Origin of the sequence: Neolewinella antarctica (genome assembly GCF_011927835.1) — a bacterium.
GTDB lineage: Bacteria > Bacteroidota > Bacteroidia > Chitinophagales > Saprospiraceae > Neolewinella > Neolewinella antarctica.
In genome coordinates this window covers 330,515-350,986 of the sequence record NZ_JAATJH010000004.1, presented here as the reverse complement: position 1 = coordinate 350,986, position 20,472 = coordinate 330,515, and the positions used below count along the sequence as shown (strand labels likewise).

Here is a 20,472-nt window from a genome sequence, read left to right as displayed (position 1 = left end):
GCGGAGGCGGTATTCGGTTCTTTTCTGTGCATCATTCGGACTCATTTGTCGTCCGGGCCCTATAAATACTAGCTTGAGCACCTACGCCAGTTTAATCCACTAAGTACCGCCAAATGCTCCGCCGGCACTCAAACCAGTGAGTTGCAGCCTTACCACATTTATTCGTATGGACAGTGCCTCAGACTCAGTTAAAGCACAAACCGTACAAAATTTATTTGCGCTTACCGCGTCCACCCCGCGCACCACCCTTCCGGGCACCCGCGACCGCGGCAACCTCCTGCTTATCTTGCGTTTTGGCTCGTGCGGGCCGGCCCGACCGGACTTTCCCCGCCTTACCTTCCGCCGCATTCTGATTATCCTCCCCGTGAACGTTGATAACCTTCACCAACGACATATCTATTCTCCGACGATCCAGGTCGACGTCCTCAATCCGGACGCGAAGACCATCACCCATCTTAAGCTTTTTTCCGGACTTTTTACCCTTAATGAACAGTTTACCGCCACCGAGCTCGTACGGCTCGTCCATGTTATCGTAGCTGATCATCCCTTCCACGAAGTTGGCACTCAGCTCCACAAATACCCCAAAATCGGCCAGGCCGTTGATGATGCCGTCGAACTCTTCGCCGACGTTGTCCAGCATGAACTCCGTTTGTTTGTACTTAATGGACTCCCGTTCGGCGGTCGTTGCCTTGCGCTCCTGGGCGGAGATGTGCTTACAAGTCTCCTCCAGCTTGGTGGCGTTGGCCTTGTACAGGCTGCCCTTTTCCAGGTTCTTTTCTAAAATCCGGTGAACGAGTACGTCCGCGTACCGGCGGATGGGGCTGGTGAAGTGAGAATAATTTTCAAAGCCCAGGCCGTAATGACCGATATTCTCGGTCGTATAGATCGCCTTTGCCATGGTCCGGATCGCAATGGGCGAAAGCATTTTTACCATCGGGTCTTCAGCAGCTTTGGACAGCAACGCCGTGTAGGACTTGGCGATGCTCCGTGGCGTGCTCAGGTCCATTTTGTAACCCAGTGCCTCGGCAAAGCTAGCCAGCTCAGTCACCTTGTCGAGGTTCGGCTCGTCGTGGACGCGGTAGACGAAGGGAATATTCTCCTTCAACTTCTCTTCCTTCTTAATGATGTAGCCAGCTACTTCCTTATTCGCCAGCAGCATAAAGTCCTCAATCAACATGTTAGTGTCGATCCGGTCTTTGATGTACACCTCCAATGGAGTGCCGTCGTCGGCTAATTTGAAGCGTACTTCGTTCGTCGCGAAATCAATCGCGCCTTCCTTAAAGCGTTTCTTCCGGAGCTTCTTGGAGATTTTATCCATCAGCTGTAACTCCTCGACAAAATCACCCTTACCCGAATCAAGAACTTCCTGCGCGTCTTCGTACGTGAAGCGGCGATCGGAGTGCGTAACCGTCCGGCCAAACCAGCGCTTCCGAATCTGGTAAGTCTTTGCGTCGAACGAGAAAACAGCCGAGAACGTCAACTTGTCTTCGTGGGGGCGCAGCGAGCAGAGCTCATTAGAAATTCGCTCGGGGAGCATCGGACAGACTCGGTCTACCAAATAGACGCTGGTCGTACGCTCAGCGGCCTCTTTGTCCAGCGCGCTACCGGGCAGCACGTAGTGACTCACGTCGGCGATGTGGATGCCAATCTCAATTTGTCCGTTCTCTAAGTGCTGGATGGAGAGTGCGTCGTCAAAGTCTTTCGCCGTCAACGGGTCGATCGTGAAGGTTGTCACGTCGCGCATGTCGCGCCGAATGTTGATTTCTTGGGGGCTGATTTTACTGGGTAGCGCTTCACTCTCGGCGATCACTTCGTCGGAGAAAGTGATCTGAAAGCCATTATTGATCAAAATGGACTGCATTTCGATCTCGCTCGTTCCTTCTTCCCCGAGAACGGCCGTTATCGTGCCGGAAAGTTGACCGAACCGATTCGGCTCCCAGTCGTCAATGCGGACGACCGCTTTCTCTTTATTTTGCGCGCCGAGGTTTTCACCGCGGTGCACGGCTACCAGCATTTTGTTGCCGCCGGGTTGTTCTACTTCGATTTCGGCGTACTTATCGTATTCCTTGTAGGTACCGACAAAGTGCGTCACGCTCCGTTCGAGCACTTCGGCCACTTCGCCTTCCGGTTTGCGGCGGCGGGCGGGCGTCCAGTAGCGGACCTTCACGAGGTCGCCACTCTGGGCGTTAGCGAGCCGGCGGGCGGGGACGAAGATGTCCTGGTCGTCACCATCCGTTACGATGTACGCATCACCGGAGCGGGTTGTGTCGACGCGGCCCTCGGTGTACTCGGAGGAAGTTTGTTGTTGGATGTTCTTAGCGACCTGGAATTTAAAATCGTCATTCTTTCTGACGAGCTTCTTCTCCGCTAGTGCTTCCAGGGCCGCTAGCACGCTATCCTGAGAGTTCTTCACTTTCAGTTTGCGGATTAGTTGCTTGGGGTTGTATTGTTTGCGATCGTTCTGCTTCAATTCCTTTAGAATCGCGCGTTCCAAATCTCGCGCTTTGAGCTTGCTGCCCTTCGTTTTATTATTAGCCATTAGGTTAGTATGCTGGGTATTGCCGCGTACAAAATCATTCGCGGGCCGCGGAAGTGCGGACTTTTGGGGGGTGTCGTTAAAGTAGGTTTTATTCGCAACTAAACCACTAGAGATAGCATAAAGTTGCGAGGCCGCGGGTGCAGGGGATATGGGTGAGAAGTCCGCAGCCTGTGGTACAACTCTACGCACTGCAGAACATGGACCATAAACCCCAGACCAAAAAAGAACCCCCGTACCCTAATTCAGGGCCGAGAGCTCGTTTTACACTCACTAGTATATAAACTTAATCAACTGACCCCATAACTGGGTGAACACCCGATTTGTTACCGCCGAGTGGGCAAAAACCCGTTTATTCGGCTTTATTTAACGGATGAGGGATTGACGGCCGGCATTTTACCGGACTTAGCTCGGAACAGCTTCCACCAGAACGTAGGCTTAACCAGCTGTTTGCGCAACTCGAAATCCGTGTACATCCGACAGAGCAACTCGATGATCTTGGGGTTGGCCGCGACGATGCCCGTGAGTAAATTCGTCAACCACTTGTGCTGCATAATCTGCTGCATCCGGTAGCTGAGCCTCAACTCCGTACGGAGGACCCGCTCGATCCGAACGTCGTAAGCCTTCAGGTACTCCGCATCGAAACGGTTCTCTTTCAGGCAGTTCTCGGCTAATTCAGCGGCGATGAAGCCGGAATAGACGGCGTTGCCGATGCCCTCCCCCGTAAGTGGGTCGATCAGGTGACCGGCGTCCCCCGTCAGTAGATAATTGTCGCCGGACAGGACCCGGTCCTTAGAGCCCAGGGGAAGGCCGTAACCTTTGGTGGGGTCCACCTGCTCCGCGTCGGCAAAGCGCTCGCAGAATTCAGGTGAAGCGATGATTTCATCCAGCGCTTCCCGCAAGTTGACTTGCTTACGTTTGACGATGTCGGAGCGCATCCCCAGCCCCACGTTGGCCTGCCCATTCGGGAGGGGAAAGATCCAGAAGTAGCCGGGGTTGTACTTATCCAGAAAATGCAACTCGATGAAGTTGTCCTTGTGAAATCCGGTGACGCCCTTGTAGTAGGCCCGCACGGCCGCGGCGTGGTGATCGTGGTCGACTTCCTGCTTCGCTTCTTTCCGGCTGAACCGGGAGTGGGCTCCCGCGGCGTCGACTAATAAGCGGCAGTCCCAGGATTTCTTCCCATCCTTCGTCTCGATCGTATAACCACCGTCCGTCTTCTGCCACTTGGTGACGTTCGTATTTAGGTGTAGCTCGATGTTCTCCCGGCGGCGCACTTCCTCAATCAGGAACATATCAAAATCCTCCCGTTTGGAAACGTAGCCGGGCGCAGCGTCCGGTACGCGCTCATACCCCACTTTAAAGGGCAGCTCGATCAGCTTCTTGGACGGTGGAAAAAAACGGATCCCCCACACGTCAATGGGGCTGAAACGCTTCCGAAAGCGGTCCATTATGGCAGGGTCCAGCCGGTTCAGGAGCGTCGGCACCTTCCCGCTGATGGCGTCACCGCAAATCTTATCCCGGGGGAAGTCCGACTTGTCGATCAGGACACTAGGAATATTGAGGTAGCTTAAACGTAAGGCGGTGGCGGCTCCGGCGGGGCCGGCACCAATGATGACGATGGGTGTTACTGTGGACATAACGTAAAGATAATGGATGGTACTTATTGGAACATCTTACCGGAGAGATGAGACCCGGGCCGTGAGCGTAATTCAGAATGCTATTACTACTCGCGCACGGGTAGCTGGTCTTCCGGTACCGCCCCGTTCACCCCCGCTCCGAAAAGAGCAAAATCAAACCGGCAGGGATCAACCGGGTCGAACGCCCGGAGATTGGCCGTTAGCTCCAATACCGCCGCCCAGTCAGTCTGCTTGCGCTTCAACAAGCCCATTTCCCGCGCTTGTCGCTCAACGTGTACGTCCACCGGTAAACACAACTGGCTCGGTTTGATCCGGGTCCAGTACCCAAAGTCTACTCCGTTTTCGTCCTGCCGGACCATCCAACGGAGGAACATACACAGGCGCTTGCACCGGCTCTTGCGGGCGGGCGTAGCTACGTGCTTGCGCGTCCGGTGCGGGGCGTCGGGAAGGCTGAAGAACAGGTCGTGGAAGCCCCGGAGCGCCGGCTCGATGGTGTCGTCCTCCGGGGTGAGGTGGCGGGCGAAAGCGTCTTCCAGGCTGTCGTGTGCGCGGTAGTACTGCTGAAGCCAGCGGAGGAAGTACTGGGTATCTTCGAAGTTGAACGTCCGGTGCTTCCAGTCGGCAAAGCGGGCGCGGTCGGCTTCGGTGTGGTTAAGGATAAACTCGTACGGGCGACCGTCCATCAGTTCGATGAGTTGGGTCCCCTTGTCGATGATGGTCTGGCGCCGGCCCCAGGCGAGGATAGCTACCCAGAAGCCGATAATTTCCCGGTCGCGCCGGTCATCGAAGGCGTGGACGAGGCAGATCGGGTCGTGCGGGATGAAGTCCGGGCGGTTGTAAAGATCGTGGTAGTGGTTGAGGGTTTTGGCTACGGTCATGGGCTTCCCGGGGAACCACTGGGGGCGGGCCTTGGTTGCTCCGCTCCCTTCCGTAATTACCCGGCACCCGCGTCCGCGCCCCAGAACTTACTTACCGGGCCGAGCCGGGTTGGGACATGGCTTCGGCGTCCAGCACTACGGCACTGGCGGGCACGGGCCGCTTACCCTTCATGTAAAAGTAGAGCCCCCCGAACAGTACGATCAGAATAATCGGCAGCCAAACCATGGCCCCGAGCGTCTCCTGCCCGGCAAGCGCCTCGGCTTCGAGACCGGTCAGACCGGAAGCTTCCGCCGTTGCTTTGGCTTCGTCCAGCCAGCCGCCGATGACGGGGTTCCAGATGGTCATGGAAAACATGCCGGCACCACCGACGAGGCTCATACCCAGCGCACCAGTTTGCGGAATATACTCGCCCACGAAACCGATCATCGTCGGCCAGAAGTAGCAAACACCCAGCGCAAAAACGACCGCCGCCCCGTAAACCGCGCCCCCGGAAAGCGTACTGAGTAGGTAGATGCCCAGCGCGGAAAGCACCGCCGATACCCATAACACCCCCGTGGGATTAAACCGATGAATAATGGGCCCGGCGAAAAACCGCCCCGTGGCCATAATGCCACTGACCAGCGCCAACACGATCAACGGCTGCGCGCCGGAAGCACTCAGAATTTTCTCCACCCACTGCGTCGTGCTGAATTCCGTAGCCGCCGTCAGGGTCATGCACAGCGCAATAAACAGAAACAGCGGGTTGAATAAGCCGGCAATGTTGGCCCCGGTATTGCTTTCGATGTTCTCGGACCGGGGAAACTCCTGCCCGAAAATGAGTACAGCGTACAGGATCGTCGGGACGAACATCGTGGCGATCAGCCCCTGCCAACCGAGCGTAGCGGAAAAAAAGTAGCCGATCAGGGAGCCGATCACGATGCCGCCGGGGAACCAGACGTGAAATTTGTTGAGCATCTGCGTCTGCTTGTCCGGAAACATGTCGGAGATCATCGGATTACAACCCGCCTCGACGGAGCCGTTCGCCAGCCCAATGAAGAGCGTCGAAATAAGCAAGTCGGCGTAGGGGCCGAAAACTTCGCCGGCAAAAATGGTGAGCACCAAACCGAGCATGTGAAAGACGAAGGCCGAGTACATCATCAGCTTCGGGCCGATGCTGTTGTAGAGCAGCCCCCCGACGATCATGGCGATCGGAAAGCCCAGAAAAGCCATCGAATTAACGTAACCGAGTTGCGTGTTGTCGAGGCCAAACTCAACCGTCAGGTCCTTGAGGATACCCGCCCGGATAGCAAAGGTCATCGACGTCACGATAAGCGCTACGCAGGCGGCGAGAAACAGGCGGTCGCGGTTGGCCGGGACGCCGGCGGGCACGCGGCCCGGGGCGCCGTTGTCAATAATGGTGGACATGATCTTGAATTAACGGTAGAGATAAGAGGGCTAGGCGAGCAAAGTAGCTCGGCTTATTTACTGAGTTGACGCAGGCGGATGTTCCGGAACCAGACGGGGTTGCCGTGGTCCTGCAAACTAATTTTTCCGCCGGTAAACATGCCCCAATCGGGCATGTCCTTGAATTTAGAATCGGCGATCATCGCTTTCCAATCGTCGCCCGTGTTTGCGTAAGAAACTTGCATTTCGCCGTTGAGCCAGTGCTCGACCTTGCCGTCGGTGACGACCAGTTTGGCGGTGTTCCACTCACCGGCGGGTTTCACGTTCTCTTCCCTGACGGAGACCATGTCGTACAGGTCGCCGGCACGGTGGGTGGTGATTTCGGCGTCGGGGTGGCAGGTGTTGTCGAGCACCTGCATTTCGGGGCCGGTTTTCCAGGGGTATTCGTAGTCGGCCGTTTCCTGGACGTTGTAAATAATGCCGCTGTTGCCACACTCGCCGATCTTCCAGTCGAGTTCCAGTTCGTAATTTTCGTACGCTTCGTCGGTGACGATGTCGCCGCCGTTGTTGGTTTGCCAGCCGTCCTTATCGGATACGTCGAGATAGATTGCGCCGTCGGCTACCTTCCAGGCGGAGCCGATGCCTTCGGCGCCGTACTTGTGCCAGCCGGTGAGGTCTTCGCCGTTGAAGAGGGTGGTCCATCCGTCGTTCGTTTCTTGCTCGACGGAAGTAGCGTCCGTCGTCACGTCCGTTTTGGCGGTTGCGGATTCCGTAGGTCCGCAGGCCACGAGTAGAAGCGAGAAGAAGGCGGTAACGAGGAATGTATGCTGCACAGTAGAGTCTTTGACGGAGCAATATAGGCAACTACCCATACTTAGCCAGGAAATCGACGGTGACGAGCCATTAGCTAACGTTTCTCTTCCGGCATTTTTTCTCGCTGCTTCCTTCCGTCTTGGGAAAGAAAATAACTAAGAATTGAGCGTAATACAATCAGTGCTGGACGCCCAGCCACCGGCGCCGGAGCATACGACAACTGCGCTCGCTCCCCCCGGCCTCGATGGCGTATTCCATTTGGTCGATCGCTACGATCATCAGTTCTTCCGTCCACTCGGAACCCGCGCAGGCGCAGACGCTAGTTAAATTTTCGTACGCTGAATAGCGGGTCACGCGCGTACACGCATTTGCTTGATTATTCGTGGAACAATGCAGTGGGCGCGGACGCAGGTGCAGAGTTGAGAAGGTAGAGCAAGGGTAGTGGAGGTGGTACGCCGGTAATTGTTCGTGGCTGATGCTGCCGCTTCCGTTACCGTAGATTCGTAAAATCCACCCCGTCGCATTCGCAATTTCGGTGTAATCCAACTCCGCCGCCACGGGCGTGACCCGCGCCGAACCGCTACAGCCCACGAGTAAGCAGCAGAAGATTCCTCCAAGCAAACAATGTTGGGAGAAACCCAAACGCATAGTGAGTTATTGAATTGATTCTACTCGTTCGGGGGCCACCGTCAGCTAAATTTAAACCGGACCGAACGAGCGACCCGGAGGGCTGCCAACCAAAGAGATGCAAAAGGGTTACCTTTTGGCGCACGCTACCCCAGCCATAACTTACCAGCGACTTGATCGACTACGAAACTTATACCCTCCCCAACGGCCTGACCGTCGTCCTGCACCACGACCCGCAGCGTACCGTGGTCTCCGTCAACGTCCTTTACAAAGTAGGTAGCCGCAACGACCCGCCCGGCCGCACCGGCTTTGCCCACCTCTTCGAGCATCTGATGTTTGAAGGCAGCGAGAACGTGGATAATTTCGACGACGTCCTCCAGATGGCCGGGGGCGAAAACAACGCCGTCACTGGTGCGGACACGACGATGTATTACGACGTCCTCCCCGCCGCCAACGTCGAAACGGCCCTTTATCTGGAGAGCGACCGGATGCGGCAACTTCGCTTCAGTAAGAAGTCCTTGCGTACCCAGCAGAAGGTAGTCGTCGAGGAATTCAAAGAAACCTGCCTCGAAGAACCTTACGGAGATGTTTTTCACCACCTGAGCGAGCTCGTCTACCGGGTTCATCCCTACCGTTGGCCCGTCATCGGTCAGAATTTTCAGCACATCGAGGAAGCGACGCTGGAGGACGTTAAGGATTTCTACTATCGGTATTACCGGCCCGACAATGCGGTGCTCGTCGTCGCCGGCGGTTACGACCGCGAAGCCATCGCAGGCTTGGTGGATAAGCATTTTGGGGACATTCCCGCCACCGACGCATCGCTCGTCCGCCCTACCCTCCCCGAGGAACCGGAACAGACGGAGCCGCGCGCCAAGGTCGTCCGGGGCGACGTACCCAGCCCCGTCATCTACCTCTACTACCGCACGCCGGGCCGGTTAGACGATTCTTTTCACGCCCTCGACGTAGCCGCCTTCCTACTCGGTGGTGGCCGGTCGTCTTACCTCTACCGCAAACTCATTCGCGATAGCGACCTGTTCGCCGAAGTAGCCGCCGGGATGAACGACACGTACGACTATTCGGGCTTCATGATCGACGCACGACCTTCGGAAGGGGAAGATTACACCGCCGCCAGGACGGCGCTCTTCTCCGCCGTCGACGATTTCGTCCGGGAAGGCATCACGCAGGAACAACTCGACAAAACGATCAACCGGCTGGAACACGTAAACCAGTTCAAACAGCTCTCGGTAAGTAACCGGGCCAACGACCTGGCCTTTTACGCATCGTTCGACCGCCTGGAACTCGTCAATACGGAGACGCAGCGGTACTTGGACCTTACCGTAGAGAGAGTAAATGAGGTAATCAGAAAATACCTGTGTACCGACTGCCTTTCCACGATAGATTATCTGGTGGAAGACTAGCAACTCGTGCCACGCAGTTGATTTTACTACTCGTGATTCTTTAGCAATATAAATCTGAGGGCTATTTCGGACGATGCACCGTCCCGGCGCGAAAGAGATCAACAGTTAGCTAAGTAAGATTTACTCGCGCCGGGACGGCGCGTCGACCGGTGCTCCACCACAGAAAATATCGCTTTAGGAATAGGGTACGTACCGGTTGCCTGACGTCACACATCCCAACCGTTTAGCAACATATTCAATCCAACACTTTGTCCTGAAATCAGAAAACCCCGACAGCTGTTGCTGTCGGGGTTTTCAATGCTAGTGATTCAGAGGCAGTAATAATTAGCTACCGAAATCATCAAAGGCGATATTCTCTTCGGGAACACCCAAATCGTCAAGCATCGTTTGTACGGCGCTGAGCATCATCGGGGGCCCACAAAGGTAGTATTCAATTTCTTCGGGCTCTTCGTGGTCCTTCAGGTAGTTATCGAGAACAGCCTGATGGATGTAACCGGTTAAACCATCCCAGTTGTCTGACTCAAGTGGCTCCGAAAGGGCGACGTGGTAGGAGAAGTTGGGGAACTCTTCTTCAATCTCCGCAAAGTCTTTACCGTAGAAAAGTTCGGCTTTCGAACGGCCACCGTACCAGTAACTAACCTTGCGGTCCGTCTTCATGCTGTGAAACAGGTGGAAGATGTGACTACGAAGTGGGGCCATGCCGGCACCACCACCGATGTAAACCATCTCCTTCTCAGTAGGCTTAATAAAAAACTCACCGTAGGGGCCTGAGATAACAACTTTGTCACCAACCTCCTGGTCGAAAACGTAGCTGGAACAAACACCGGGGTTCACGTCCATCCATCCGCCTTTCTTACGGTCGAAGGGTGGCGTTGCGATCCGAATGTTGAGCATAATAATGTCTCCTTCACCCGGGTGGTTAGCCATGGAGTAAGCACGGAACTGCTCCTCGCTGTTGACCATCTTCAGGTCCCACATCTTGAACTTGTCCCAGTCCGCTTTGTACTTATCCATCACATCGTGGTGATCGGGGTGGGCGTCGACATTGAAGTTCTTAAAGTCGACGGTCACCTTGGGTACGTCGATCTGGATGTAGCCACCAGATTCAAAATCCATGTCTTCTCCCTCGGGGAGTTGAACCACGAATTCTTTGATGAAAGTCGCTACGTTGTAATTAGACTTAACCGTACAGTCGAACTTCTTGATACCGAATATTTCTTCCGGGATCTGCACGTCCATGTCGCCACGCACCTTTACCTGACAAGCTAGACGCTTGTGCTCGGCTACTTCGCGCCGGGTAAGGTGGTTGAGCTCAGTGGGTAGTACATCACCACCACCGGCCGTAATGTGACACTCGCACATTGCGCAGGTACCACCACCGCCACAAGCGGAGGGGAGGAAGATGTTTTGGTCGGAAAGAACGGTCAGCAGTGAGCTACCCGGCTGAACTAGGAGCGGTTTTTCGGTATCGCCGTTGACGGTAATTTTTACTTCCCCCTGGGGGACGAGCTTGCGCCGCGCCACCAGAAGTACGGCCGTCAGAGCCAGAACGATGAGTGAAAAAACGATAACCGCATACAGGATTACCATGTCGGTTGAATTTATAGTGTCCGGGACCGCCAAAAGGGAGGCACCGTATTTTTATTGTTACCCAAATGAAAGCGGAATAAGACCGCTACTGTTTAGGGAAATGTGTCATATTATTGAGATACCCAGCTTTGGGCACCCACCTAGAGTTAGCCAATCAATGACTACTCCGCAGGCTGCCAGCCGGCAAATACGGCGGGGTCGATACCGGAAAGGCTCAAAAACGCGAGCCCCATCAAGCCAGTTAGCAGGAACGCCATGCCGAGGCCACGCAGCCCGGGGGGGACTTTGCTGTAACGAATGCGCTCACGAATAGCGGCGATGGCAATGATGGCCAGGAACCAGCCGAAACCACCACCAAGACCGAAGGCTACGGATTCACTCAGCGAGTACTCCCGGCTAACCATGAATAAGCTACCACCGAGAATGGCGCAGTTTACCGTGATCAACGGAAGAAAAATACCGAGAGCCGCATACAAACCGGGGCTGAACTTCTCTACGATCATCTCCACCAACTGCACCATTGAGGCGATTACCGCAATGAAGACGATGAAGCGTAAAAACTCCAGTTCAAAACTCACCAGCAAGTACTCATTGATGAGCCAATTGATTGGCATCGTAATACCGAGTACGAAAATGACCGCAAGGCCAAGACCGAAAGCGGTAGAAAGAGATTTCGAAACGGCCAGGAAAGAACACATACCCAGGAAGTAAGCCAGGATCATGTTCTCGATGAATGCCGATTTGATGAAAATATTAATTAAGTCACCCATGGGGAGTAGTCTTTTAATCTATTAGAACGGTAGCCTCTTGATCCGGTAGCCTGCTGCGTCTCAACCTCGATCGGGCTAAAAGACGAACGGGCTAAACGACTAGCTTACGTCGACCAGTTTAGGATTGCGGGCGCGCTGGACCCAGATAAGCACGGCAATAATAAACATGGCCGCAACGGACATTACCATCAGGCCGTTGTTGGCGTACCAACCGAAGAAGGTGCTGCCCCACTGGTCCGGTGTAGTTGTGTCGATGGCGTAAGTCGAACCCGCACCGATGATCTTAAATTCAAGTCCGCTACCGGCGAATACGGAACCTTTGCCAAATACCTCACGGATGAAGCCAACGACAATCAGAATGAGACCGTAACCCAGGCCATTACCGATACCATCAACGAAGGAGCGCCAGGGGCGGTTAGCCATTGCGAAAGCCTCCAGACGCCCCATCACGATACAGTTCGTGATGATCAGGCCGATGTACACGGAAAGCTGCTTGTAAACGGGGTAGTTGAGCGCTTTCAGTGCTTCGTTCACCAGGGTTACCAGCGTAGCAATGATTACCAACTGCACGATCAATCGCACGGCCTTTGGGATGGATTTCCGAAGCAAGGAAGTCGTCAAGTTTGCCATTCCGCAAACGAAGACTACCGCAACGGCCATCACGATGGACGGGTAGACGAGCGACGTGACGGCGAGGGCGGAACAAACCCCCAGTACCTGGATGGTAATGGGGTTATTATCCAACAGCGGGTCGACCATCAGTTCGCGCTCTTTCGAGCCAAACCAGGGGTCTTTTTCCTCAATGCGGATTTCCTTCGTTTCAGTGGCGGTAGCCATGTGCTGATATTTTAATTTCGCGCGGTTAGGCGCGGGGTATTTTACTTGAAGTTCATGCTGGTGGAAGTAGTAGCGGACTCTTCCATAAATGGTTCGTAAGCCTGCAGGCCTTCGTACATCATTTTCGTTACGCCGTCGGCCGTAATCGTTGCGCCGCTGAGACCATCAACTTCGTGCTCCGCCCGGCTCTGTAGCGCGCCGCCTTTGCGAACGTAGACGGAGACGTACTTTTCGCCTTCGTAGATCTTCTTACCGACAAACTGAGCGCGCCAGGTAGCGTTGTCCTTAATCTCAGCACCGAGACCGGGTGTTTCACCCGCGTGGTCAAAACTGACGCCAGCGATGGTATTCAGGTCTTGCTCCAGCGCTACGTTGCCCCAAATAGCATCCCAAAGTCCGTTTCCACGAACGCTGAAAATGTAGTAGTTGCTATTATCGACGTTTGCTTTGTAGACGGGATAGTTCCGTTCCGCTTCAGGCTTTTTACGCTCCTTTGCGAGGTCAACGTTGACGGCCAATAACCCTTCCTGATTCACTAGTTCGCCCTGGCTATTGACCACACTCTGTTCGACGTTCTCGTCAAAAAAAGCAAGAACCTCCTCGTCGGTAAGTGCGGCGGCTGGTTGACCGGCCGCTTCGAGCGGGTTAGCGATGGCCAGCAACAACTGACGCTTGTTGAAAATATCCGCGTTCTTTTCGGCAATCGGTGCCAGCCCTACGGCCGAACCTGCAAGAAGGAGGGCCACGACAACCGTCATGGCAACCACGAATAAAATTACTTTCTGCGTACTCATATCGTAAGCTTGTTTAAAGTTTCCTAATTAACCACGCGATCTCATTGGTGGAGTTGGGCGCGGTCGCTGGTGCAGACTTGAATTCCGGGAGTAGCATGGTTTGTGCGATTACTATCCCCGCTCTTCCAAATTGTTTCGCACCCGCGGCCGCGCCCTTAAAATCAAAAGTTGGTCGGAAGCAATAGTCAAATGAAGATGAACCACCGACTAACGATTAATCTTAGTACCCACCGGCGTTTCCGACGGCTTTGTACTCAGAGTCTTCGTCGAATACTTCCATCTCACCGCGTTTGGTGATGATTTCGTCGCGTTGCTTGGCCATGGCGTGGGTCCGCTTAGCGCGGCGCTTCATGTTGGCTTCGTACACGTAGTGGTCGATCAGCGGCGCAAAGGTATTCATCAACAGGATGGATAACATCCAGCCTTCGGGGTAAGCCGGGTTCATTACGCGAATGATCAAACCGATGAATGCGATCAGGAAGCCGTAAATCCACTTACCCATTGGCGTATCCGCGCTGGAAACCGGATCGGTTGCCATGAACGTAATGGCGAACAAGAAGCTGCCCATCGCCATCTGCCGCAGTGGGTGAATGGCCATGAATTTGAAGATACCGGGCGTTTCGGCCGTTAGTTCAGCTGGAGCAATCGCGTTCATCATCAGCGCCGCAACCATGAAACCGATCAGACCACCAAAAATTACGCGGTAGCTGGCAATACGGGTCACGATCAAAAAGATCATACCAACTACGATCAGGGGAACGCTCGACTCACCAATGGACCCGGGGATGGTACCCCAAAAGATCTGAGATTCCGTGTAAACAGCCTCCACTCCGGACCAGCCTTCTTTGGCGGCGATACCGAGTGGCGTAGCGCCCGTCCAACCGTCAACGACGGCCTGGCCACCGAGCCCGAACTGGGTGTAACCGAAGATACCGGAGACGGCATCAAAAGCGTGGTGGGCAAAGTTGTAAGATGCCGCGTAGTATTCCGTGCCGATCTTCTCGATGCCACTCACCCATACCTCGTCACCGGAGATGGTGGTCGGATAGGCAAAGAAGATAAAGACCCTGGCCAGTAGGGCGACGTTCCAGATGTTCATCCCCGTGCCCCCAAACGCTTCCTTACCAAGAACTACGGCAAAGGCGATCGCCACGGCCAACCACAATAGTGGAATATCCGGTGGCATAATGAGGGGGATGAGTGCACCGGAGACAAGAAAGCCTTCCTCAACGGAGTGGCCATTCTTGGCGGCGTAGAGGAACTCGATACCGAGACCGACTACGTGCGTGACGATAAAAATCGGCAGCACTTGAATCAAACCGTAAACCACCTTCAGCAGGAAGCCTTCGAGCAGGCCGCTGTGCAGACCCAGCGCGATGAAGTGCTGGTGGCCAATGTTCCAGGTGCCGAAGACGTACAACAACTGCAACGCCAGGACCACCTGCACCATCAGGCGCTTGAGGTCCATACCGTCCTTGATGTGCGTTCCGTCAACGGTTACTGAATCCGGCTGAAAGAGGAAAGTGTAAAAAGCGTCATAGGTCGTATGCGCGATCTTGTTCTCCTTTGCGGGCTCAAACTTTTTAACGAAATCGTGTAATGCTTTCATATTTAGCGATATAGCTGAGCGTACCCGCCGGATTATCCACCGGGCGCGCGATTTTTTTTATTAACCCTGCTGCTGCATTAGGCGCAGACCGTCGCGCAGGATGTACTGAAGTGGTTGCTTAGAAACACAAGCGAACTCGGCCAGCGCAACGTCTTCCTCCACTAACTCATAAATACCCAGACCTTCCATTGCCTCGAAGTCGCTGATCATGATGGTCTTCATCAACTGAGTCAGGTAGACGTCCATTGGCATCACCCGTTCGTAGTCATTGTTCACAACGAATGCCCGACGTTCACCGTGGGAGTTCGTCGTGGGAGCAAGCTTACCGAAAGTGGGGATCGTACGGGAGATAGAAGCGCGTGGTTTAATGGGTAACAACCAACCGAAGATTTCGGGTTCGTTACCTTCCTCGATTACGGTAACTTGTGTGTCAAAGAAACCAAGGAATCCATCGAAACCTACCTTATGCCCGGTAAGTACGTCACCACTGATGGCGCGGACGTTTTCGAAGTTCGTCCCGGCGTAAAGCTCGCCAATGTTGGCACCGGCGTAAGTCCGTACGTGGCGGGGGTCGGCCATCTCGGCGCCGGTGAGCGCGATGACGCGGCTCGTGTCGTACTTACCCTTCAGAAATAGCGTACCGAGGGTAAGGACGCCGTTAACGTCCATCGTCCAGCAAGTATCCTGAGCGTTACCGATGGGGTGAATGTGGTGGGCCTGGATGCCGACGTTGCCGGCGGGATGTGGGCCTTCGAAATAGTGCTTCTGAGCGTTAGCCACGCGACCGTAGGCGGTGGGGCCATCTTCACGACCGTCGAGGCCGAGGTAGACCAGGCCGTCCGTCAATCGGTTCAGGATATTGATACCGAGTTGGAACTCTTCTTCGCGGCCGGCAATCGATAGTTTGCTGTCGTAGGCGAGGGGGGCGGTACTGAAGGTCGTCACGAAGATATCGCGTGGCGTCAGTTCGGGGTCGGCGACGGTATTGAATGGCCGTTGACGAATGGACGGCCACACACCGGACTCCAACAGGAAATCGACTAGTTCCGAACGCTCGGCGTGGGGGGACGGGAGTTCGTACTCACGGCTCACTTGCTCCTTATCGGCCAGGATGATGATGCTGTCGATCGAGCGCTTCAAGCCACGCTTCACTTCCAGCACCTCACCACTTACGGGGGCGACGAACTTGATCCGGTCTTTCTTCTTATCGTAGAAAACAACGTCACCGGCCTTGACCGCATCGCCTTCTTCCACCGTTACTTTCGGGATCGGCATGAGGCCGTCAAAGTCAGGGGGCATGATGGCAAACCGGGTAGCTTTGGTTTGCACGTCGATGGTCGCTGCCGGAGCGCCCTCCAGGGGAATATCGTAACCTCTGGTGAGCTTATGGTAGTTCTCCCCTTCCAGATACTCCGGGCGGCGCTTACCAAAAAGCTCACTCATGCGGGGATAAAGCCCCATGTTGACCTTGCTCTTATCAATCTTCTTATCACCCAGGTCGAGCACCATGAAGTTATCAGCGACACTGATGATGATGAAAAATAAAAGTAGCAACGCTACGGCGGCGATGCTGTAGATCAGCAAATTATTGCCGGAAGCAGATGCCTGAGATTGAAGTCCGACGCCGCCCACTAATAGTAGCAGAGAGCGTTGAAGTGTTTGCCTGGTAATTTTCATGCGCTAATGTGCGGTTGAAAGCTGGTTTAACGGGGCGGTACGGCCGCGGTGGGGTAAGGAAAGACGGAGATGTACCCCTCTATTCTATCGTCAATCGACGAGCACTCGTCCGGGTAGGTCCAACCTGACGGATGGCTCGGAAAAGTTTGGCAAAGTTACAACACGGTAGGGTACTAATCCAGTGGGCCGAATGACATGTTAGTTACCAAATAGTATTTAGACTTAATCTAATGTAGGTCTCTCAACCACTACTCAGCGCTCATACAACAGATCATTTGCCCTTTGATCTGATGGGCGCAACGAAAGGCTGATGAAACACAGCGCAGCGTCGGGAAAAAGCAACATCCGGCAATTACGTGGACCAACGACTGGTAAAATTCACCACTGCTGAGTTTACGGCCAAAACTTAATTACTCCCGGGGCAAACTACGCTTCACCAATTCACGCGTAGCTAGGCTGAGCAGTAATTGTTCCTCCTTTTCGTTAAGGTCGTCAGGGATGAACTCGAAGGCGCGCTGCCCGAGTGGGTCGCTGGCGGCGGACTGATCGGAAGTGATGGACCCTACCTCCCGGTTGCCGACGCTGATGGGCAAGTAATTTTCCTTTTGCTCGCCGGAAATGCGGGCAATGGGTTGGCCGGAGCGGGCTCCGAGCAAGGTATTGCCGTCGAGATTACCAACGGGCTGGCCGTCGATTTCGAGACTGGTCTTTCCGTCTTCCGTCCAGTACACGTAATCGTGGTCGGCGGTGCGGGCGTAGAGTAGTTCGTTGACTTTACTACCCAGGTAACGCCGGTAGCTGTAGCTGACGACGGGTTCGTGGAAAATGGTCGTAAAAGTGCCCTGGGCACTGGTGCTGGCGCCGGTTTTGACGACTTGCTTGTCCTGCGCGAGGCTAAACAGATCAAGTTCTTCCTTATTTAACGGGACGAGATCGGCACTCCACCCGTCCATTTCCGCCCTGAGTGCTTCGACCTCTTTTTGCCGCTTATTTTTGCCCGGCATCCGGTTGCTGGACCACATCCGGAAGAGCAGTAGCATACCGATGAGCAGAAGAATGCTGATGACGGTTAAAGGGATCATAGACGGGCGGAATTAGTTAGTAACAAGGTAGGTAAATTACGTTTGGGGGCGGCGCATGGTTCGCGCGGTCATTTGGCGCGAATGCGGGTGCCGGGCTTGTGGGAAAAGGAGCAAGGGTTACGGGGCACTACGAACCCGGTCTTATCTTGCCCCCCGTGGACAACTCACCCTGGACTAACACCTTCGAAAGCTTCGCCGCCTACCTGAAACTAACGCGTGGCTACAGTAACCATACGCTTAGTTCTTACCACTCCGACCTGAAGAAGCTCCCGGCCTACTTAGCGCTCCGCGACTGGGATCTTAGCCCGGCGGAAATTGATAATTTCCACCTCGATGGCTTCGTGGTCTACTTGGCGGAGTTGGGCCTGGCCGCCCGTTCGCAGGCCCGCCTGATCTCGGCCCTAAAAACCTACTTTGGGTACTTACTCGACGAGGGAGAGATCAGGGAAGACCCCACCGAACTCCTGCAGGCTCCTAAACTCGGGCGTAAAATCCCGGAAGTACTTACCTACAAAGAAATCCAGTCCCTCCTCGGGGTGATTGACCTGAGCACGGACCACGGCCTGCGCGACCGGGCCATCCTGGAAGTCCTCTACGCCTGTGGATTGCGGGTGAGTGAAGCGACCGGGCTTAAGCTCGGTAACCTCTACCTGGAGGAAGGCTTTCTGCGGGTTACGGGAAAGGGTAACAAGGAGCGCATCGTCCCGATTGGTGGGGAAGCGATTAAGCACGTAGAAATTTATCTCGATTACGTGCGCGCGCAGCAGCCAGTGATTAAGGAGACTGCGGAGAACGTGGTGTTCTTAAACAGAAGGGGTGGATCTCTGAGCCGGATAAGCGTTTTTACCGCCGTGAAAAAATACGCGGCGGCGGCCGGTTTGGTGCAGAACGTAAGCCCGCATACGTTTCGGCACTCCTTTGCGACGCACCTGATCGAGGGCGGGGCGGATCTGCGGGCGGTTCAGGAAATGCTGGGACACGAATCGATCCTGACCACGGAAATCTACACCCACCTCGATACGGACTTTTTGCGGGAGACAATTCTCAGCTTTCACCCGGCCAACGCGGGCACAAACTGATAGCGGACCGCAATCTTTAGAGTAGGCTGGCCAGATTGGGTAGCGTAAAGAGTGCCATTAGGATTAAGAAAAGCGTGACCATAAAAGTTACGCGGCCAAAATTTTGACGAAGTTCCATTATTTGTTTGGGTAAGGTCTTGTTGGAAAGAGTATAATTCTGCGCAGTTGCAATTGCAACTAACGTGGTAACAACATAACCGCTTGCGGGATTAAGGAGTTCGTTTTCGGTGGAAAAGTGTAACGCCTGGGTTTGGCCGTGTATTGAGGGGTGAACACTCCCACTACTGATTATTTCGTGGGGACTACGCTCACCAAAATAATTTCCCTCCACTATGAAGTTTCCTACCCTCCTCACGCTGCTCTCCTTGTTACTACTCTGCACCAGCGTTAGCGCCCAAAATGTCCCCCAGAAAGCTAAGACCCGGGCCACCGAGCGCGCCGAAAGAAAGGCCAACAATAGGGTCGACCAAAAAGTAGACAAGGCCGTCGATGACGCCTTCAACGCCGTCGGGAATCTGTTCAAAAAGCGGAACAAGAAAAAAAACCGCCAGGACTCGACCGGCAACAATGGATCCACGGTCCAAACGGGCAACGAAGAAAGCGGTACCGCGCCCACCAGCGGTGCGCAGACCGATGACGACCGGGCGGCAAACATCCTCGGCAGCCTGTTCGGGGGCAATAAGGATTTCGAACCCTTCACCAACGAAGCCACTTTCAGCGCGGACATGAACGTAATCAGTACCAAACGGAACGGCAAACAGGAGGTGATGAACATGCGCTTAGCCGTAGCCCCCACCCAAATCGGCCAACAAGTAAACATCGTCAAGAAGGGAGAAACCACCACGACGCTATCCATCTTCGACACCCAGACCGGCACGACCACCCTCGTCACGGAAGCCGACGGAGAACGCACGGCCATGCGCATGCGCACACCTAACCTGAGCGGCCTGATGGAAGAAATGGACACCGAAAATTATATGGAGGGCATCACCATCGAGGAAACCAGCGAGACCAAGGTCATCGATGGCTACAACACTCGCAAGTACCTATCCACCAACGAAAACGACGGAAGCGTGACCACCAGCTGGATAACGACCGAAATCCCCCTGCGGCACGAAGCCCTCGCTCAGTCGATGGCCGCCTTCACGGGCGCGAAAATTTCCGCGCCCGACGGTGCACCCGAGATTGGTTTCCCGCTGCGGTCTACGTCCATCACCAAAAAAGGCGAGCGAATTGAGATGACTTACAAAAACGTGAAAGTCGGCGAGGCGGCAATGGACACCAGCATCCTGAACCTGGATGGCGTGGAGATTATGGAGATCCCGGGCTTTTGATTAAGAGTTTACACTTTATTTACTAAGCAACCTTGAAACGAAGAACCCCATCCCGGCACACTGCGGGATGGGGTTGCTTACGTTTTAGTGGGCCCACTAGGATTTGAACCTAGGACCGACGGATTATGAGTCCGGCGCTCTAACCGCTGAGCTATGGGCCCGGAGGGGGAAGGAGAAAGTCTTTGGTCTGCGGTCTGCGGTCTGCGGTCTGCGGTCTGTATTCTTGGGTCATTGCAGACTACAGGCCCTAGACCACGGACCTAGTTTCTTTCTTCCACAAAGGTAGACCACGGGCCAAAAGTTACCTAAGCCATCGGAAAATTTAATCTTACAAACCTTTCCCGGGCGTAGGTACCTGACGTATTCCGCCCGCCATGCCCTACTTTTGCGCTATTATTGTAATT

16 protein-coding genes and 1 tRNA gene are annotated in these 20,472 nt (G+C 54.6%); 3 read left to right on the top strand and 14 right to left on the bottom strand.

Features of this window, described 5'->3' with window-relative positions; all coding sequences use genetic code 11:
- Window positions 1–211: 211 nt before the first annotated feature.
- The 6 genes from rnr to GGR27_RS13655 all read right to left on the bottom strand — a co-directional run bounded on the left by rnr (window position 212) and on the right by GGR27_RS13655 (window position 7,899).
- Entirely contained in the window at window positions 212–2,539 is a 2,328-nt protein-coding gene (rnr, locus tag GGR27_RS13680; protein ID WP_168038227.1) for a ribonuclease R, read from the bottom strand.
- Between the two features lie 359 nt (window positions 2,540–2,898).
- The gene (locus GGR27_RS13675) at window positions 2,899–4,176 is read right to left on the bottom strand and encodes an NAD(P)/FAD-dependent oxidoreductase (protein ID WP_168038225.1); all 1,278 of its coding nucleotides are present in this window, start codon (window positions 4,174–4,176) and stop codon (window positions 2,899–2,901) included.
- Window positions 4,177–4,262: 86 nt separating this feature from the next.
- Complete coding sequence (locus GGR27_RS13670) at window positions 4,263–5,054, bottom strand: TIGR02757 family protein (protein ID WP_168038223.1); 792 nt, start codon at window positions 5,052–5,054, stop codon at window positions 4,263–4,265.
- Between the two features lie 91 nt (window positions 5,055–5,145).
- Window positions 5,146–6,459, bottom strand: coding sequence for an MFS transporter (locus GGR27_RS13665; protein WP_168038221.1), 1,314 nt, complete (start codon window positions 6,457–6,459; stop codon window positions 5,146–5,148).
- Between the two features lie 53 nt (window positions 6,460–6,512).
- Window positions 6,513–7,271 carry a 3-keto-disaccharide hydrolase gene (locus GGR27_RS13660; RefSeq protein WP_320060357.1) on the bottom strand — a complete coding sequence of 253 codons (759 nt, stop codon included), beginning with the start codon at window positions 7,269–7,271 and terminating at the stop codon, window positions 6,513–6,515.
- Between the two features lie 157 nt (window positions 7,272–7,428).
- Window positions 7,429–7,899, bottom strand: coding sequence for a hypothetical protein (locus tag GGR27_RS13655; protein ID WP_168038217.1), 471 nt, complete (start codon window positions 7,897–7,899; stop codon window positions 7,429–7,431).
- Between the two features lie 152 nt (window positions 7,900–8,051).
- On the opposite strand from GGR27_RS13655, the gene GGR27_RS13650 reads away from it, so the two are divergent.
- Window positions 8,052–9,296, top strand: coding sequence for a M16 family metallopeptidase (locus tag GGR27_RS13650; RefSeq protein WP_168038215.1), 1,245 nt, complete (start codon window positions 8,052–8,054; stop codon window positions 9,294–9,296).
- 324 nt (window positions 9,297–9,620) lie between these two features.
- Here the strand turns inward: GGR27_RS13650 and nqrF are convergent, their stop codons facing one another.
- The 7 genes from nqrF to GGR27_RS13615 form a co-directional block, all read right to left on the bottom strand.
- Window positions 9,621–10,886 carry an NADH:ubiquinone reductase (Na(+)-transporting) subunit F gene (gene nqrF / locus GGR27_RS13645; protein WP_168038213.1) on the bottom strand — a complete coding sequence of 422 codons (1,266 nt, stop codon included), beginning with the start codon at window positions 10,884–10,886 and terminating at the stop codon, window positions 9,621–9,623.
- A gap of 161 nt (window positions 10,887–11,047) precedes the next feature.
- Window positions 11,048–11,656, bottom strand: coding sequence for an NADH:ubiquinone reductase (Na(+)-transporting) subunit E (nqrE, locus tag GGR27_RS13640; protein ID WP_168038211.1), 609 nt, complete (start codon window positions 11,654–11,656; stop codon window positions 11,048–11,050).
- 99 nt (window positions 11,657–11,755) lie between these two features.
- Complete coding sequence (locus GGR27_RS13635; RefSeq protein ID WP_168038209.1) at window positions 11,756–12,493, bottom strand: NADH:ubiquinone reductase (Na(+)-transporting) subunit D; 738 nt, start codon at window positions 12,491–12,493, stop codon at window positions 11,756–11,758.
- A gap of 41 nt (window positions 12,494–12,534) precedes the next feature.
- The gene (gene nqrC / locus GGR27_RS13630) at window positions 12,535–13,287 is read right to left on the bottom strand and encodes an NADH:ubiquinone reductase (Na(+)-transporting) subunit C (RefSeq protein WP_168038207.1); all 753 of its coding nucleotides are present in this window, start codon (window positions 13,285–13,287) and stop codon (window positions 12,535–12,537) included.
- A 220-nt stretch (window positions 13,288–13,507) separates the two neighbouring features.
- Window positions 13,508–14,896 carry an NADH:ubiquinone reductase (Na(+)-transporting) subunit B gene (nqrB, locus tag GGR27_RS13625; RefSeq protein WP_168038205.1) on the bottom strand — a complete coding sequence of 463 codons (1,389 nt, stop codon included), beginning with the start codon at window positions 14,894–14,896 and terminating at the stop codon, window positions 13,508–13,510.
- Between the two features lie 60 nt (window positions 14,897–14,956).
- A complete protein-coding gene (locus GGR27_RS13620) occupies window positions 14,957–16,573 on the bottom strand; it encodes a Na(+)-translocating NADH-quinone reductase subunit A (RefSeq protein WP_168038203.1) in 1,617 nt (538 codons plus the stop codon).
- 410 nt (window positions 16,574–16,983) lie between these two features.
- Window positions 16,984–17,655, bottom strand: a complete 672-nt coding sequence (locus GGR27_RS13615; protein ID WP_168038201.1) for a hypothetical protein — start codon at window positions 17,653–17,655, stop codon at window positions 16,984–16,986.
- A 155-nt stretch (window positions 17,656–17,810) separates the two neighbouring features.
- On the opposite strand from GGR27_RS13615, the gene xerD reads away from it, so the two are divergent.
- Together xerD and GGR27_RS13605 are read left to right on the top strand one after the other, a co-directional pair.
- A complete protein-coding gene (gene xerD / locus GGR27_RS13610; protein WP_168038199.1) occupies window positions 17,811–18,734 on the top strand; it encodes a site-specific tyrosine recombinase XerD in 924 nt (307 codons plus the stop codon).
- Between the two features lie 332 nt (window positions 18,735–19,066).
- A complete protein-coding gene (locus GGR27_RS13605; RefSeq protein WP_168038197.1) occupies window positions 19,067–20,068 on the top strand; it encodes a hypothetical protein in 1,002 nt (333 codons plus the stop codon).
- A gap of 88 nt (window positions 20,069–20,156) precedes the next feature.
- Here GGR27_RS13605 and GGR27_RS13600 read toward each other — a convergent pair.
- A tRNA-Ile gene (locus GGR27_RS13600) sits at window positions 20,157–20,229 on the bottom strand.
- Window positions 20,230–20,472 lie beyond the last annotated feature (243 nt).

Excerpts from the sequence above, each read along its gene's own strand:
- nqrE (WP_168038211.1), bottom strand. The coding sequence starts at position 11,656 with ATGGGTGACTTAATTAATATTTTCATCAAATCGGCATTCATCGAGAAC.
- GGR27_RS13665 (WP_168038221.1), bottom strand. The coding sequence starts at position 6,459 with ATGTCCACCATTATTGACAACGGCGCCCCGGGCCGCGTGCCCGCCGGC.
- rnr (WP_168038227.1), bottom strand. The coding sequence starts at position 2,539 with ATGGCTAATAATAAAACGAAGGGCAGCAAGCTCAAAGCGCGAGATTTG.
- nqrB (WP_168038205.1), bottom strand. The coding sequence starts at position 14,896 with ATGAAAGCATTACACGATTTCGTTAAAAAGTTTGAGCCCGCAAAGGAG.
- GGR27_RS13635 (WP_168038209.1), bottom strand. The coding sequence starts at position 12,493 with ATGGCTACCGCCACTGAAACGAAGGAAATCCGCATTGAGGAAAAAGAC.
- GGR27_RS13620 (WP_168038203.1), bottom strand. The coding sequence starts at position 16,573 with ATGAAAATTACCAGGCAAACACTTCAACGCTCTCTGCTACTATTAGTG.
- nqrC (WP_168038207.1), bottom strand. The coding sequence starts at position 13,287 with ATGAGTACGCAGAAAGTAATTTTATTCGTGGTTGCCATGACGGTTGTC.
- GGR27_RS13675 (WP_168038225.1), bottom strand. The coding sequence starts at position 4,176 with ATGTCCACAGTAACACCCATCGTCATCATTGGTGCCGGCCCCGCCGGA.
- GGR27_RS13615 (WP_168038201.1), bottom strand. The coding sequence starts at position 17,655 with ATGATCCCTTTAACCGTCATCAGCATTCTTCTGCTCATCGGTATGCTA.
- GGR27_RS13605 (WP_168038197.1), top strand. The coding sequence starts at position 19,067 with ATGAAGTTTCCTACCCTCCTCACGCTGCTCTCCTTGTTACTACTCTGC.
- GGR27_RS13670 (WP_168038223.1), bottom strand. The coding sequence starts at position 5,054 with ATGACCGTAGCCAAAACCCTCAACCACTACCACGATCTTTACAACCGC.
- GGR27_RS13655 (WP_168038217.1), bottom strand. The coding sequence starts at position 7,899 with ATGCGTTTGGGTTTCTCCCAACATTGTTTGCTTGGAGGAATCTTCTGC.
- nqrF (WP_168038213.1), bottom strand. The coding sequence starts at position 10,886 with ATGGTAATCCTGTATGCGGTTATCGTTTTTTCACTCATCGTTCTGGCT.